Source organism: Pseudoxanthomonas sp. 3HH-4 (genome assembly GCF_006716465.1).
GTDB lineage: Bacteria > Pseudomonadota > Gammaproteobacteria > Xanthomonadales > Xanthomonadaceae > Pseudoxanthomonas_A.
In genome coordinates this window covers 387,124-401,106 of the sequence record NZ_VFPB01000002.1, presented here as the reverse complement: position 1 = coordinate 401,106, position 13,983 = coordinate 387,124, and the positions used below count along the sequence as shown (strand labels likewise).

Below are 13,983 nucleotides of genomic sequence, written 5' to 3'. Positions count from 1 at the left end.
AAGGTGGTGTGATGGTTTCTGCAACGGGCGCGGTGCCGCGCCGGGCTGGCCCATGGGGCATTGGCAGCGCGGTATGGATCCTGGCGCTGGCGGCACTGGTGCTGGCGGGATTCTGGAAGACGTACTTCAGCCGGTTGAGCCTGGCCGATCTGGTCACGCACCTGCATGTCGGCCTCATGCTGGCATGGATGGCGATGCTGCTGGTACAACCCTGGCTGGTGCGGACGCGGCGCATGTCGCTCCACCGGCAGGTGGGGCAGTTCTCGTACGGCGTGATGCCGGGAGTGCTGGTGACGGCGCTGTGGCTGTCGCAGCTGCGCATGGCCGCGGCACCGCCGGAGATGTTCGGCTTGCAGGCGATGTTGCTGTACCTGGGCACGGCGGCGTCGGTGATGCTGGCGTTGTTCTGGGGCTTGGCCATCCGCCATCGTCGCGACTCCGCGCTGCACGCGCGCTACATGGTGGCCACGGCGCTGGTGATGATAGATCCGGCGATGGCGCGCCTGGCGCTGGCGCTGTTGCCCGACGGCGTGCGCATCAATCCGTCGTGGGTCGGCTATGCGTTGACCTTCGCCGTGCTGGGGCTGCTCATGTGGTACGAACGCGCCGCACCGCGTGGCCGCGGCGTGTTCCGCTTCGTCACGCTGGTGTTCCTGGTCAACTTCGTGCTGATGCACGTGGTGCCGGGCACGCAGCCGTGGCAGGCGTTCGCGCGCTGGTGGGGTGGGCTGGCCGGCTGACGCGCGTGCTCAGCGCTGCAGGCAATGCCGGTAGCGCTCGTCCACGCGCGTGGCGAACCAAGCGGTGGTGAGGTCGCGGGTGATCTTGGGACTTTCCAGCTTGATGCCGGGGATCACCGCGCGCGGCAGCGGTTTGCCGGCGCGTGCCTCGGCCAGGGCATACACGCGCGCGTACAGGTCGGTATCGCCGAAGTCGAGCCGGTTGCCGCGCTGGAGTGCGGCGCGGATCGCACGGTCGTCCATCCGCAACGCGTCGGCCAACCTGCGGACCGCGCGTTCGGTCTGGCCTGGCGCATCCAGCGGTGCGCCGGGATCCAGCAGGTCGCCGTCCAGCGCGAGGGACACCCCGGTCGCGACGCTGACGGCACTCTGGAATGCCGCATTCCGGCTGGCGTACCAGCCGGCGTTGTAGTCGGCGAAGCGATGCACCTTGCGCGTGTAGGGCGTCTGGTATCCCAGCAGGTGGGCGATGCCGAAATACAGGCCGCCGCGACGGGTGAACACTTCATCGCGGATGCTGCTTTCGACGCGATAGGGATAGTGGGAAGCGTTCGATTCCGCGAACGGAATGCCCACCTGCATCGGCCCGCCGGTCTGCACCGGGTTGTAGTCCGCGAACAGTCGCTTACCCAGAGGCACGCTACCGATCATGTCTTCGTATATGTCGCTCAGGTCGCGCTCGGTACGCACCGATTGCAGGCGGTCGGCATAGCTGCGCCCGTCGGGCGAGCGCAGCGCCAGCGCGGCATCCACCAGGAACCTGGGCACGTGCAGTGCCGCCGCGCGCCGGTCGATCTCGCCGCGTGCGATCTTCGGCAGGTTGGCGACCGCCGGGTTGGCGACGTAGCCGGATTCCTGTTCGGTGACGGCCAGCACCGCGCAGATGTTCTCGCTGTTGGGCTCGATGCGCTGGGCCGCGAACGCGGTCTCGATGTCGGCGGCCCAGCGTTCGCGGTCGGCGACCTTGGCCGGCATGCGCCGCACGATTTCGCTGCGCGTGTCGGCCGGCGGACGCACAGGGGCGGGCGGTGCGGTGGCGCAGGCCGCCACAAGAAGCGCAGACGCAATCGGGAAAACGCGCAGCAGGAAGCGGAGGGCAGGGTTCGTCATGCGCGCAGCATACGTAGCGCGGCGGTGGGATGCACCATGGTTCGCCGCGTCATGACCTTGCGTGCCCGGCATGGATAATCACGGTTCCGCACCTCTTGCCCGCCGATGACCGACACACTCGACAATCCATTCTGGGCCGCGCTGGATTCGATCCACCGCGACATCGCCTTGCGCGCGGGCGAGGTTGCCCGGTATCCCGCCGACCACGCGCCGTTCCTCGGGGTCGCGTCCCCTGCGGTCCGCGTCGGTGATGCTTTCGAACGATTGGTCGCGCCGGGCGAATCGGTCTATCTGCTCGGCGTCGTGCCCACGGTGCCGGCGGGCTGGGCGCTGCAGGCGTTCCGGCCGCTGGCGCAGATGGTCTGCGATGCGCCGCTGGTAGCCGTGGACGGGCCGGAGATCGTGCCGTTGGGCGAAGCCCAGCGGGCCGACGTGCTGGCGTTGACGGCCCTGGTGTATCCGCACTATTTCAGGCCGTGCACGATGGACATGGGACGTTACTTCGGCATCTACGAACAGGGCCGGCTGGCCGCGATGATCGGGGAGCGGCTGGGCAGCGACGCCACCCGCGAGATGAGCGCGATCTGCACGCACCCGGACTTCAATGGCCGCGGCTACGCGCGTCGCCTGACCGTGTGGCTGACCAACGACACGCTGGCGCGCGGCATGCAGCCGTTCCTTCATGTCAGCCATGAGAATCCGCGGGCCAAGCAGTTGTACGAGCAGCTTGGCTATCGCGTGCGACGCGACATCGGCTTCTGGTCGTTGCGGCGCGCGTGATCCGTGATGCGCGTGGCGAACCGAGCTGGCCGCGCGTTGCTAGGGGGCGCCTGCCTGTTGCAGCATGCGGCGCATGCCGCCGAAGCGCCGGCGGTACTGCGCGGGTGACAGGCCGACCTTGCGCCGGAACAGGCGGCTGAAGTAAGCCGCGTCCTCGTAGCCCACGGCCTGCGCGATGGCTTCGACGGCGTCGTCACCGGTTTCCAGCTGCTGCTTGGCTTCTTCCAACCGCAGCGTGTGCACATATTCGAGCGGTGACAGGCCCGTCGCCTGCTGGAACCGGCGTGCGAACGTGCGCTCGGCCAGGCCGCTGGCCTGCAACATGCCCGCGACGGGCGCCGGCGTGTCGTAGTGCTGCGCGATCCACACCTGCGACCGGGTGACCGCGGTGTCCGAATTGGTGCGCGTACGTGCGAGGTTGGCGAAGGGCTGCTGGCCGGTCTGGTGCCAGTCGATCAGGAATACGCGCGCCGTCTGCATGGCGCATTCGATGCCGGCCACGCGCGCGATCAGGTACAGCGACAGGTCCTGCCAGCTGGAACCCCCGCCTCCCATCACCAGGCGCTGGTCCGGTCCGGCGGTGACCACCACGCGTTGCGGATGGACCTTCACCCGGGGGTGCCGCTCGGCCATCGCGTCGCAGTACGCCCAATGCGTGGTGGCATCGCTGCCGTCGAGCAGGCCGGTTTCCGCCAGCAGCATCGCGCCGGTGCAGGCGGCGGCGATCACGCTGCCGCGGGCATGGCAGTCGCGCAGCCAGTGGGCTTCCTCTTCGTAGCCGTGCAGGGCGATGTCGCCCGGGTAGATGGCCAGGTCGGGGATGCAGATGAAGTCCGGGGCGGGCAGGTCGCGCATCGCGACTTCCGGGGTCACCACGATGCCGTTGATGACCGGCATGGGCGTGGTGTCGCGCGCCACCACGATGGGACGGAATACCGAAGCACCCGGTGGCTCCCCGATCATCGCCGGCCAGTCGCGACCAGCGGAATTGAACAGGTCGTACATGCCGTACAGCACCGACGCGGCGGCACCGTGGGTGGCGAGCAGGGCGATGGTGGGGGGATCGCGGCGCGGCATGACGGAAATGTCAGGTTGGCGGCGGAAATGGCTGCGGTGCCAGGGCGTGGCGGCCCGTATCGTGCCGCCTCCCCCGTAGTAGAACAGAGCTGCTGCCGTCATGCCATCGCCCCTCGAACTCCTGCTTCATCCCCTGTCGTTCGCCTTCTTCGGCATGTATGCCGTGCTGATGCTGTGGGAGGCGCTCGTCCCCGCGCGCGTACTCCCGCGCGTCGCGCGCTGGCGCACGCGGGGCCTGCTGGCGGCGGTGTTCTACTTCCTGCTGTCTTCGTATCTGCCGATGCTGTGGACGCAGTACCTGCTGCCGCTGCAGCTGGTCGACCTGAGCCATCTGGCGTGGCCGCTGGGCGGACTGGTCGGCCTGCTGGTGTACCAGGCACTCGCGTACGCGTGGCACCGTGCATTGCATGCCAGCGACGTGCTGTGGCGCTTCGGCCACCAGCTGCATCACAGTGCGGAGCGGCTGGATACGTTCAGCACGTTCTGGTTCAGTCCGCTCGATACGCTGGGCTGGACCGCCGTCGGCAGTCTCGCGCTGACGCTGGTCGTCGGGCTGAGTCCGGAGGCGACCACGTTTGCACTGCTGGCGGCCACGCTGCTGGCGATGCTGACCCATGCCAACGTAAACACGCCACGCTGGCTGGGCTGGTTCGTCGAGCGCCCCGAGATGCACTCGTGGCACCACGCGCGTGGCCTGCACCGGCAGAACTATTCCGAATTGCCGGTGTTCGACCTGCTGTTCGGCACCTTCCACAACCCGCGCGGCTTCGCTCCGCAGACGGGTTTCCACGAAGGCGGTTCCGCGCGGGTCATCGAGATGATGATGGGGCGCGACGTGGCTCGCGATCCAGTTTCGTGAAGTCTTCTTGACGCCTTCGTGCACGGCGGCGGCTATGGTCGCCGCTTCCGCATGAGGGAGTGACCGCATGATCGAGATCCTGGACAGTCCGCCGCATGTCGGCGCCTATCGTTTCACCGGTCAGTTGACGGGCGAGGACTACGACGCCTGCATCGCGGACCTGGAGACGCGTCTGGCGCGGTTCCCGCGCATCGCCGTGGTCAGCGACCTGAGCGAGATGCACGGCGTTTCGCTGGACGCCGTCGGCAAGGACCTGCGCTATGCGGCCTCCCGGCTGGGCCAGTTCGGCCGCTTCGCGCGCGCGGCGATCGTCACCGACAAACGCTGGCTGGTGGCGGCCACCGAGTTCGCCGGTCATCTGCTGCCGAATACCGAGGCGCGCACGTTCGCACAGGAGGAGCGCACGACGGCGCTCGCGTGGGCGGCGGAACTCGATCCGCATACCCCCGCACCTTGAACCTCTAGAGAAACAGGGCCCCACTGAGCGCCGCCAGCGCCATCCCCAGTCCCATGAAGGCCAGACGGTGCAGCAGCGAGAAGGGGGCGGGTGCGCGGTGCATGGTGCTATCCAAACCTGAGTGGCGCGAACGCGCCGTGAAGCCCTGTCTTCCTCCAACGCTGCGCTCGGAAAGGCCCGGCCAGCCGAGCCGATGGACGGCGCCTAGCGACGTCCTTATAGTGCGGCGAAAGGGAGGGGCTATGGATCTGCAGGGACGCGGCGAAACCCGTGCGCATGCTCGAGGCGCGGCACGGATGGGAAAAGGGCGGCATGGCCTCAAGGGCCTGGTGCTGCTCATAGTTTTGCCGATGCTGGTCCAAGCATCGTCGTCGATACCTCCAACCCTGGTGAGCGTGGCGGGGGGGGGAAGCCAACAGGGTGACGGTGGGCCAGCGACGCAGGCTATGTTGGGAGCGCCGGTGGATGTCGCCATCGACGGCAGCGGCAACATTTACGTCGCCGATTTTGCGCATGCTCGGGTACGAAGGATCTCGGCTGACGGAACCATCACCACCGTCGCGGGAAACGGCTCGGCGACGTACAGCGGCGATGGCGGTGCCGCGACAGCGGCAGGAATGAAGCCGGCGGCGATCGCCGTCGATGCGGATGGAACCCTCTACATCGCCGACCATGCGGGTTCATGCATCCGCAAGGTCGCGCCGAGCGGGGCCATTTCCACCGTCGCGGGCACCGGTACGCGTGGCTACAGCGGCGACGGCGGTCCAGGCACGGCGGCCATGCTGTACGATCCCGCCGATGTCGAATTGGATGCGGCGGGCAATCTTTACATCTCCGATTTCGGCAACCATCGTCTGCGCAGGCTGACACCCAACGGCACGATCACCACCATCGCCGGCACGGGATCGGACAGCTTTGGCAACATGGGCGGGCCAGCCACGCAAGCCTATCTTGGTAACCCGACGGGCCTGGCTGTTTCGCCACAAGGCGAGATCTATGTGGTGAGTGGTTTCGTGGTCAGCCGGATAGACCGCTACGGAACCATCGTGATGGTGGCGGGCAATGGCATGTTCAGCGGGGATCCGGCCGCCACCAGCGCTATGAGCGACGTTCGCGACATCGCGGTCGATGGGCGAGGCGATGTCTACGTCTCTACCAGCCACACCATCCAGATGGTGACGCCGGAAGGCGGGATGCATCACGTGGCGGGCACGCAGGACACGCGCGATGGCCAGCGGAGCACCACCTACGGTTTCGGCGGCGACGGCGGGCCGGCCACCGGGGCGTTGCTCTCAGGCCCGTCGGGCATCGCACTGGATGCCGCAGGCAACCTGCTGATCGCGGACCGGTACAACGCCCGTGTCCGTCGACTCAGTCCGGTTCCGCATCCCGAGCCGCCACCCGGTATCGGTGCCTTCCATGGCCAGGTCAACCGGTACAGCAACTTCTACAAGGACATGGTGACCGGCGACTTCAATGGAGACGGCCGCGACGATGTGGCTTTCTCCACGGCCAAGGACGCAACGACGGAGTACAGCAACAGTATCCCGAGCAGGGTGGGCATCATGCTGCAGACGGCGCAGGGCACATTGTCGCCGCCCGTCTACGTCGACTTCCCGGCCGTCGTCCGTCCTTCCTCGGTCACGGATTTCCACGGAGGCGGCTTGGCGGTCGCCGACATGGACGGCGACCGCATCGTCGACATCCTGGTGGCGCAAGGGGATGGCATTGGTCTGATCGCGGGATCGCGATCCGGACAGTTCTGGCGGACGTCGTTCAGCGGTGCCCATGGCGTGCCCGCGGACCGGCTGCTGGTCATGGACGTCAATCGCGATGGCAGCAAGGATGTCGTCGCACGCAGCCTGGAGGCCCCCGGCAGCGCGCAGGTGGGCGTGAGCATCTACGCCGGCGGTGGTGCGCAGGCTGTCCGGCGGCATTTCATCGCGCTGCCACACCTCCCGTTCGGCAGCATGGCGGCGGGTGACTTCAACGGGGACGGACTGCCCGACCTCGTGCTGGCCTACGCCTTCGCCGCCGCGGACGATGGCGGTGCCGCACTGCTCATCCACGACGGCCAGTCCGGTTTCCTGCCTCCCGCCCTCTATCCCGCGCCTGGTGCCGGAAAAGCCCATCTGGCGGTCGGGGACCTGGATGGCGATGGCATGCTCGACATCGCCGTCACGCGTAATCGCACCAGGACGAATGCGGACATCCTCGTTCTCTACCAGCGCTTCGCGGGGCAATTCCAGAGAATCCCGCTTGCGACGGCCCCCGAACCCGACAATCTGCTGATCGCGGACATTGATCGCGATGGGCTGCAGGACCTGATCGTCCTCCACGTCAACAATTCTTCAGTCGGCTACTTCCAGCAGAGTCCTTCGCGAGGCCTGACCACCGAGGCGCGGTACTCGGGTGGCGGCATGTACAACTATGCGTTCAATCCCGTCGCGGTCGGTGACGTCAACGGCGATGGTCACCTGGACCTGGTGCTGCGCGAGGGCAACAGTGGCGTGTACGTGCGCCTCGGCACCGGGCGCAAGGTCGGACTGCGCATCAATGGCGGTCAACCCCTAGTGCCATCCCGTGCGGGCGGCAGCGCGCCGCTCGTCCCGCTGGTGGCGAATATCGCGGCATCGACCGGCGAACCGCGCTTGCCCACGGCCGGTACGCCGATGGCCATCGATACCCGTGAGACGGGCGTGATGGCGCGCGGCGCGCGCTGGGTGCGGACATGGCAGCCACGGGTCGCGATCCGGCGCATCCAGCAGGTCGTCCAGTCATGGACGGCGAGGGCGGCCGTGATCGCGCACCGGTGGTTCGGCGCGCCGCAGGAAGAAGTGCGCGTGCACGCGCCCGTCCCGGCCATCGCCATGCCGACTGCCTCCATGCCTGCGCCCGTTTCAACTACGGCCGCGGCACCGGCCACGATCGCGTGCCCCCTGTTTGCGCGTCGTTCGGTGGTCTGCGAACGGCTGCGTTGATACGTCGGGTCGTGCGGCCGCAGCGCGCCGTCAGACGCGGAGCGGTTCCACGCGGCATCCGTCGGCATCACAGGTGGACGCCTGTTCCGTCGGATGCGATGGCGGCAGCGATCGTGTGGTGGCTTCCGCTTCATGCACCAGCGCTGCGATCTGCGCACCCAGCACCAGGTCGTTGACCTGGCCGAAGTGCTGGTGGCGGATCCGGCCGCGTGCGTCGATGAGGACCAGCGTCGGCGTGCCGCGCATGGCGTAGGCCTCCATCGTTTGCGGAATCGGGCCCTGCGTGCCGGGGCGGTCCACGCCGACCGGGAAACCGATGCGGTATTCGTGCAGGAAGGCCTGCAGCGATACCGGCGTCATCGCGTCATGGTGTTCGAACACGGTATGCAGTCCGATCACCGCGACCTGGTCGTCGGGGAACGTGGCATGCACGCGCGCCGCCTGCGGCAGGCCGTGCGACACGCAGCCGGGGCAGAGCATCTGGAAGGCTTCCAGCACGATGACCTTGCCGCGCAGGGATTCCAGGGTGAGGGTTTCGGGTGTGTTGAACCAGCGGTCCACCTGCCAGGGTGGCGCCGGTCGGGTTTGCATTGTCATGGGAGTGGTCTCGTGAAGCGCGGCAGCAGACGGCCCGGAAACCGGACCGTCGCAGCATCGCGCGTGCAGCGGGTTACTGGTTGGGTTTGCCGGGCAGGCTCAGGTTGCCGGAGGCGACCTTGAACACGTCCACCACGCACAGCAGCGGCACATGCACGCTGGCATTGACGCGCAGGCCGGCGGTGACGCCGTCGAAGCTGCCCGCGGCGACCACGCCGATGTCGTCGAACGGCACCTTCACTTCCACCGTCTCGGCGTTGAGCGTGGGGCTCCAGCCCGGGCTGTCGAGCAGGATCGGGAAACCCGGCCAGGTCTTCGGCAGACGCGGTTTGCTGCCTTCGGGAATATCGACCACCGCCAGCGCGCCGGGACCACAAGCCTCGTTGGGCTTCAACACGACCCAGTGGCTGTGCCAGAGGTTGCCGTCGTTATCGAGCTTGCCGTCGCCGTTCTCGTCGTACAGCGGCGTATCGTCGAAATCCGGATGCGCAGTGACCGCCATCGCCAGGATGCCGGCGCCTTTCTCGAAGCCGACCTCGTACGGGTCGATCGTGGTCGGCCACACGTAGGAGAACACATCGCTGCCGGCCAGCCTGCCGGTGGCGGCGGGCGTGCTCTTGCCGGCCTTGCCGGACACGGCCATGTGGAAGGTGGCGATGTTCTTCTCGGTGGTGATCTTGGTGTGCACGATGTCGAAATCGGCGACCACGGCCTTGTCGGCGGCGGGCTTGATGCCGCCGGTGTGCGACGTGCCGTCATGGGCCTGCAGGCCGCCGACGACCAGCGCCAGTGCGGCGGCCAGCGCAAAGCGTGTGGTGGATGTTTTTTTGCGGGAAGTGTTCTGGCGCATAATCGAATTCCTCTTGCTTGCTCTTGCAGGGTGGGTGGGCGGTACCGGGCGGCGTCCGATTGCAGTCGGGCGCCGCCCATCTTGTTTCCGCCTACGGCGGAGTCGGTTGGCGGAAGCGAGCCACGCTTCCTAGCCGTTGTGCGTCATCGGCGGGTTCCTGTTCCGCGCAGTCCATGCGCAGTTCTGCATCGCCGAACGAAGTGCCGAGGAAGGCGCAGACATGCGGCGCATCCGGTTCGCCCGAAGCGAACGGACGGAAGAACTCGCAGCCCAGGCAGGTCCGCAGCCCAGTGGCCAGGCCTTGTTCCTGCGCTTCGTTCACCAGCAGTTGGGTGACGCGCAACAGGGCGCCGAGGTCTGCTTCGCCCAGCGATTCGACCAGCGAGCCCATGCCCTGGTCCGGACGCTGCAACTGCGTGGCCAGGCGCGAGCCGGATGATGTGAGTCGCACGAAGGATGCGCGTCGATCCTCGGGATCGGGCACGCGGCGGATCCATTGCTTGGTCTCCAGGGCTTTCAGCGAATCGCTGAGGCTGGCCGGCGACACGCCCAGGCGCTCCGCGATCTGGCGGGCGCGCAGGCCGTCCTGCACACCTTGCAGCATGCGCAGCACAGCGGCCTGCGTCGGCGGCAGCGAAGGTGTGCCGTCCTGGCGCCACGATTGCGCGCGCACCAGGTGGGCGAGCTGTTCAAGGCCGCGAGTGGCTTGCCTGCGCTGGAAGGTGTAATCGATCATGGCGAATAAGTTAGGAGTCCTAACTATATAAGTCAACGGCCGTCCGTCGGCTGGGCAAGTCAGGCCCATCGCCTCACCAGCGCATCATCGGCAGGGGATCGAACGGATGCCGGCGCAGCCGTTGCAGGGTGAGCACTGCCAGGCGCAGGTGGAAGCCGGCATTCGGGAAGGCATCCATCACCTTGCGCACGTCGGCGCGGGTAAGCCCGAAGCGATGGGCGCCGCGGCTGACGTCGATCCAGTCCGCGCGACGGAACGCTTCCACGCTGGCGTGCGTACCGGCTGGCGTGTCGCGGATCCTGTGGTGCGCATCGATCATGGCCTCGACTTCTTCGCACCAGTCTGCGCGGCCGACGGCCTGCAGATGCGCGCGCGCCAGCTGGCGCGACGGCGCCAGGTAGTCGAACGTGCCGGCTGTCCAGATACCGAGATCGTGGAAGGCTACGGCGATGTTCAACTTCTCGAGCGCATCCGCATCGCCGGGCGCCAGCTGCCAGTAGAAGTTCGCCACCCGGTACGCGTGGTGGCGATACCCGGTGGCGTCTTCACCCAATGACTCTGTGTGCGCGGCGAGCAGGGCGTCCAGCGTGGGCAACGCGGTCAGCATGGCCGCATAAGCCGGCTCAGGTCGCGGGCTGGGCCAGCGTCGTGCGTCCGCGGCGCAATGCGCGCACCTGCAGCGCCATCACCACCAGGAATGCCAAGAACGCACCGCCCACTAGCTTCTGCAGCAAGGGATCCTGCGGGCCGGATACCAGCGGCGCGCCGATCGGCACCCGCGTCAGCGTCTCGGTGAAGCCCGGGATGAAATGGAAGTACACGGTCAGCGTGAACGCCAGCGATGAGAAGACGTGCCGCCATGAGCCGGCGATGGCGTTTCGGCCGAGTAGCCACGCGGCGGCCAGCACGATCAGCGTCAGCACGGTCAGTCCGTGTGCCTCACTCAACTTGCCCGTGCGCATCAGGAAGAAACTGGTGATGCAGGTCGCCACGGTGAACCAGGTGTAGGTCTTGCCAAGCGGGGTTGCATAGCGGATGTCGTGGTAGCGCAGAAGCGCGTACAGGCCGCCGAACAGCGAGACCAGGCTGATGGCGGTATGGAACCAGCCGAACGGAGTGATGTTGAGCATGGGATGTTCCTCAGTGGGCAGGCGGAGGCGGATCGGGAAGATCGAACTGCATGAGGTTCCAGCGGGTGACGTCCTCTTCCCATTCATCGCCGGTGGCGGCGCTGAGCGGCAGGGCCAGGTTGGCCACGATCATGCGACGGCCCTGCACGGCGCTCGCCGCGGGAAACAGCAGGGCGCGCGGTGCGCCCTGTGCGTCAACGCCGAGGAAATCGCCGGCGCGATGACGGACGCGGCCGTGCTCGTCGATGGCGACGAGGGTGTCGATCTGGTTGGCCGATACCCACAGCAGCCCCGCATGGAACAGCAGTCCATCGGCGCCATAGACGCCATCGGCGTGCACCCCGATCGCGCCGCCCGGCATCCGCTTGCGCAGCACGCGGCCGTCGCCGGCGTTGTTGATGTAGAGGACGGACTCGTCGGCGTTGAACGCCATGCCGTTCGCGCCGAACGGCAACGCGCCGGTGGTCCCCAGCAGCGGGTCGCGCGCGAACACCTCCACCGTGCACGGACGGCAGGCGGCTGCGTTCGCGATGCGGTAGATCGCGCCCTGGAATGAATCGGACACGTACAGCGTGCCGGCGCGGTCGAACACCATGCCGTTGATCGCCGGGAACCCCTGCGACCCGAACGTGATCGTGTCCTGGCTGCCGTCGGGATTGTCGATGCGCCGGCTGGGTGGCGCTGCGGGAGACAAGGTCGTGAAGGTGGCGACATCCTCGATGGGGCTGTCCGCATCGAATCGTGCCGGCAGCCGTTGCAGTTTCGATGCGCCGAAGTTAAGCACGTAGATGTGGTTGTCGTGGAATGCCACGCCAGTGAGCGGCGTGGGTCCGAAACGGCGCTGCGCCAGCAGCCGGCCATCGGCGGCGAAGCGCAGCACCTGGTTGTCGCGTGTGGACTCCGGCACGCGCGCGTCGAAGGTGCCCACGTAGACCTCGCCGGTCGCCGGATCGACATCCAGGCTCTCCGGGTGCCGCACATCGGGCGGCAGCGTGGCGAAGGGCGTAACCGGCAGGCGACCGGAGTCCGCCGCGACGGAAGGACTCGCGATCGACAGGACGGCGAGACCGAAGGCGAGCAGGGGGCGAGCGCGCATACATGGCTCCACGAAGGGGCAGACCGCACGCTGGCATGCCGTTCCTGCGGACGCTTGTACGGACGTGCGGGCAAGGTCCGGAAACGCGGAACGCCGGCATGTGCCGGCGTTCCAGGTCGTGCATGAGGCGATGGCGCTTCAGCGGTTGTCGATGCTCCAGCCGCCGGCGCCGCGGGCCGCCAGGGTGATGAAGCCGCCGGCCAGGGCGAAGTTCTTCAGGAACATGATCTGCTGGACCTGGTCGCCCAGGTTGCTGTGGAACAGCACGGCGCTGGCGATCGAGAACACCGCCAGCAGGCTGGCGACGATGCGGGTCTTGTAGCCGGCGACGATGGCCAGGCCGCCCAGCACTTCGAGCGCGATGACCAGCGGCAGCAGCCCGCCGGGGACGCCGACGGACTCCATGTAGCCGGCGGTGCCGGCGTAGGCGGCGAGCTTGCCGAGGCCGGAGATGATGAAGAGGGAGGCGAGCAGGCTGCGGCCGACAAGGTCGGCGGCGCCATGCAGGGCGGGAGCACGGGTGGTGGTCGGGGTGACGGTAACGGTGGACATGGTGGACTCCTGGAATGTGGTGGTGGGTGCAGCGGGTACGGAGCGCAGGTTAGGCCGTGGCGATGCATCCCGGAAGCCTATATATTTCGATGATATCTATCGTCTGGAGCGATACATGCTCGACGCTGTCACGCTCGACCAGCTCCGCACGTTCATCGCCGCCGCCGAACAGGGCAGCTTTTCCGCCGCTGGGCGCAAGCTGCGGCGTGCCCAGTCGGTGGTCAGCCAGACGCTGGCCAACCTCGAACTGCAGCTCGGCGTCACCCTGTTCGATCGCAGCGCACGCTACCCGCAGCTGACCGAAGCCGGCCGCCTGCTGCTGCTCGAGGCGCGTGCGGTCGCCGAGCACATGGACACCTTCAAGGCGCGCGCCCGCAGCGTGGCCGAAGGACTGGAACCCGAACTCTCGGTGGCAGTGGACGTGATGTTCCCGATGGAGGCGTTGACGCGCGCTGCCGCCTACAGCGGAACCACGTTCCCGCACACGCCATTGCGCCTGTACGTGGAAGTGCTGGGCGGCGTGATCCAGCCGGTGCTGGACGGCACCTGCCGGATCGGTGTGGTGGGCTCGCTGCCGGAATTGCCGGACGAGGTGGTGGCGGAGCCGCTGCTCTCGGTGCCCTTCGTGACCGTCTCCGCGCCCACGCACGCGATGGCCGCGTTGCGAGGCACCGTGCCGGTGAAGACCGCAGCGAAGCACGTACAACTGGTGCTCACCGATCGCACGCCGTTGACGGCAGGCCGCGACTTCGCGGTGCAGTCGCCGTTGACCTGGCGACTCGCCGATCTCGGCGCCAAGCATGCTTTCCTGCGTGCGGGGCTGGGCTGGGGCCACATGCCGCTGCACATCGTCGAAGAAGATCTCGCAGCCGGTCGCCTGAAACGCCTGCGCATCGCCGACGCCGATCCACGTTACGCGCAGATGCCGATGCGCGCGGTGTGGCGCAAGGACTCGCCGCCGGGGCCGGCGGGACGTGCGTTCATGGCGCAATTGCGCGAGGGGTAGGCCTGCGCGGAG

Annotated in this window: 15 protein-coding genes; 6 read left to right on the top strand and 9 right to left on the bottom strand. The window is 67.6% G+C overall.

The genetic code is table 11. The features are described from left to right. The first annotated feature begins 11 nt into the window (after positions 1 to 11). The gene (locus FB548_RS09260; protein ID WP_142124484.1) at positions 12 to 740 is read left to right on the top strand and encodes a hypothetical protein; all 729 of its coding nucleotides are present in this window, start codon (positions 12 to 14) and stop codon (positions 738 to 740) included. Positions 741 to 749: 9 nt separating this feature from the next. On the opposite strand, the gene FB548_RS09255 is transcribed toward FB548_RS09260, so the two are convergent. Beyond that, a complete protein-coding gene (locus FB548_RS09255) occupies positions 750 to 1,850 on the bottom strand; it encodes a DUF1615 domain-containing protein (RefSeq protein WP_142124483.1) in 1,101 nt (366 codons plus the stop codon). Positions 1,851 to 1,955: 105 nt separating this feature from the next. Here FB548_RS09255 and FB548_RS09250 point away from each other — a divergent pair, with 105 nt between their 5' ends. Further along, the gene (locus FB548_RS09250; protein WP_142124482.1) at positions 1,956 to 2,630 is read left to right on the top strand and encodes a GNAT family N-acetyltransferase; all 675 of its coding nucleotides are present in this window, start codon (positions 1,956 to 1,958) and stop codon (positions 2,628 to 2,630) included. Positions 2,631 to 2,669: 39 nt separating this feature from the next. On the opposite strand, the gene FB548_RS09245 is transcribed toward FB548_RS09250, so the two are convergent. Further along, positions 2,670 to 3,809 (bottom strand): helix-turn-helix domain-containing protein, encoded by a 1,140-nt coding sequence (locus FB548_RS09245; protein ID WP_221625927.1) that lies wholly within the window; start codon positions 3,807 to 3,809, stop codon positions 2,670 to 2,672. Here FB548_RS09245 and FB548_RS09240 point away from each other — a divergent pair. From FB548_RS09240 to FB548_RS09230, 3 genes are all read left to right on the top strand, one after another. Continuing rightward, positions 3,808 to 4,566 (top strand): sterol desaturase family protein, encoded by a 759-nt coding sequence (locus FB548_RS09240; RefSeq protein WP_142124481.1) that lies wholly within the window; start codon positions 3,808 to 3,810, stop codon positions 4,564 to 4,566. The genes FB548_RS09245 and FB548_RS09240 overlap by 2 nt on opposite strands. 67 nt (positions 4,567 to 4,633) lie before the next feature. Further along, positions 4,634 to 5,023: an STAS/SEC14 domain-containing protein gene (locus tag FB548_RS09235; protein ID WP_142124480.1), complete on the top strand. Its 390-nt coding sequence runs from the start codon at positions 4,634 to 4,636 to the stop codon at positions 5,021 to 5,023. A 461-nt stretch (positions 5,024 to 5,484) separates the two neighbouring features. Beyond that, positions 5,485 to 8,004 carry an FG-GAP-like repeat-containing protein gene (locus tag FB548_RS09230; RefSeq protein ID WP_185742050.1) on the top strand — a complete coding sequence of 840 codons (2,520 nt, stop codon included), beginning with the start codon at positions 5,485 to 5,487 and terminating at the stop codon, positions 8,002 to 8,004. 30 nt (positions 8,005 to 8,034) lie between these two features. Here FB548_RS09230 and FB548_RS09225 read toward each other — a convergent pair whose 3' ends face one another. The 7 genes from FB548_RS09225 to FB548_RS09195 form a co-directional block, all read right to left on the bottom strand. Beyond that, positions 8,035 to 8,601 carry a redoxin domain-containing protein gene (locus FB548_RS09225; RefSeq protein ID WP_255470477.1) on the bottom strand — a complete coding sequence of 189 codons (567 nt, stop codon included), beginning with the start codon at positions 8,599 to 8,601 and terminating at the stop codon, positions 8,035 to 8,037. 73 nt (positions 8,602 to 8,674) lie between these two features. Continuing rightward, positions 8,675 to 9,451, bottom strand: a complete 777-nt coding sequence (locus FB548_RS09220; protein ID WP_142124478.1) for a hypothetical protein — start codon at positions 9,449 to 9,451, stop codon at positions 8,675 to 8,677. A 91-nt stretch (positions 9,452 to 9,542) separates the two neighbouring features. Further along, a complete protein-coding gene (locus tag FB548_RS09215; RefSeq protein ID WP_185742049.1) occupies positions 9,543 to 10,187 on the bottom strand; it encodes a MarR family transcriptional regulator in 645 nt (214 codons plus the stop codon). Positions 10,188 to 10,260: 73 nt separating this feature from the next. After that, positions 10,261 to 10,794, bottom strand: a complete 534-nt coding sequence (locus FB548_RS09210) for a hypothetical protein (RefSeq protein WP_142124476.1) — start codon at positions 10,792 to 10,794, stop codon at positions 10,261 to 10,263. 16 nt (positions 10,795 to 10,810) lie between these two features. Next, positions 10,811 to 11,317, bottom strand: coding sequence for a hypothetical protein (locus FB548_RS09205; protein ID WP_142124475.1), 507 nt, complete (start codon positions 11,315 to 11,317; stop codon positions 10,811 to 10,813). Positions 11,318 to 11,327: 10 nt separating this feature from the next. Beyond that, the gene (locus tag FB548_RS09200; RefSeq protein WP_142124474.1) at positions 11,328 to 12,413 is read right to left on the bottom strand and encodes a hypothetical protein; all 1,086 of its coding nucleotides are present in this window, start codon (positions 12,411 to 12,413) and stop codon (positions 11,328 to 11,330) included. A 138-nt stretch (positions 12,414 to 12,551) separates the two neighbouring features. After that, positions 12,552 to 12,965, bottom strand: a complete 414-nt coding sequence (locus FB548_RS09195; protein WP_142124473.1) for a DoxX family protein — start codon at positions 12,963 to 12,965, stop codon at positions 12,552 to 12,554. A gap of 115 nt (positions 12,966 to 13,080) precedes the next feature. On the opposite strand from FB548_RS09195, the gene FB548_RS09190 reads away from it, so the two are divergent. Continuing rightward, complete coding sequence (locus FB548_RS09190; RefSeq protein WP_142124472.1) at positions 13,081 to 13,971, top strand: LysR family transcriptional regulator; 891 nt, start codon at positions 13,081 to 13,083, stop codon at positions 13,969 to 13,971. Positions 13,972 to 13,983: the final 12 nt, after the last annotated feature.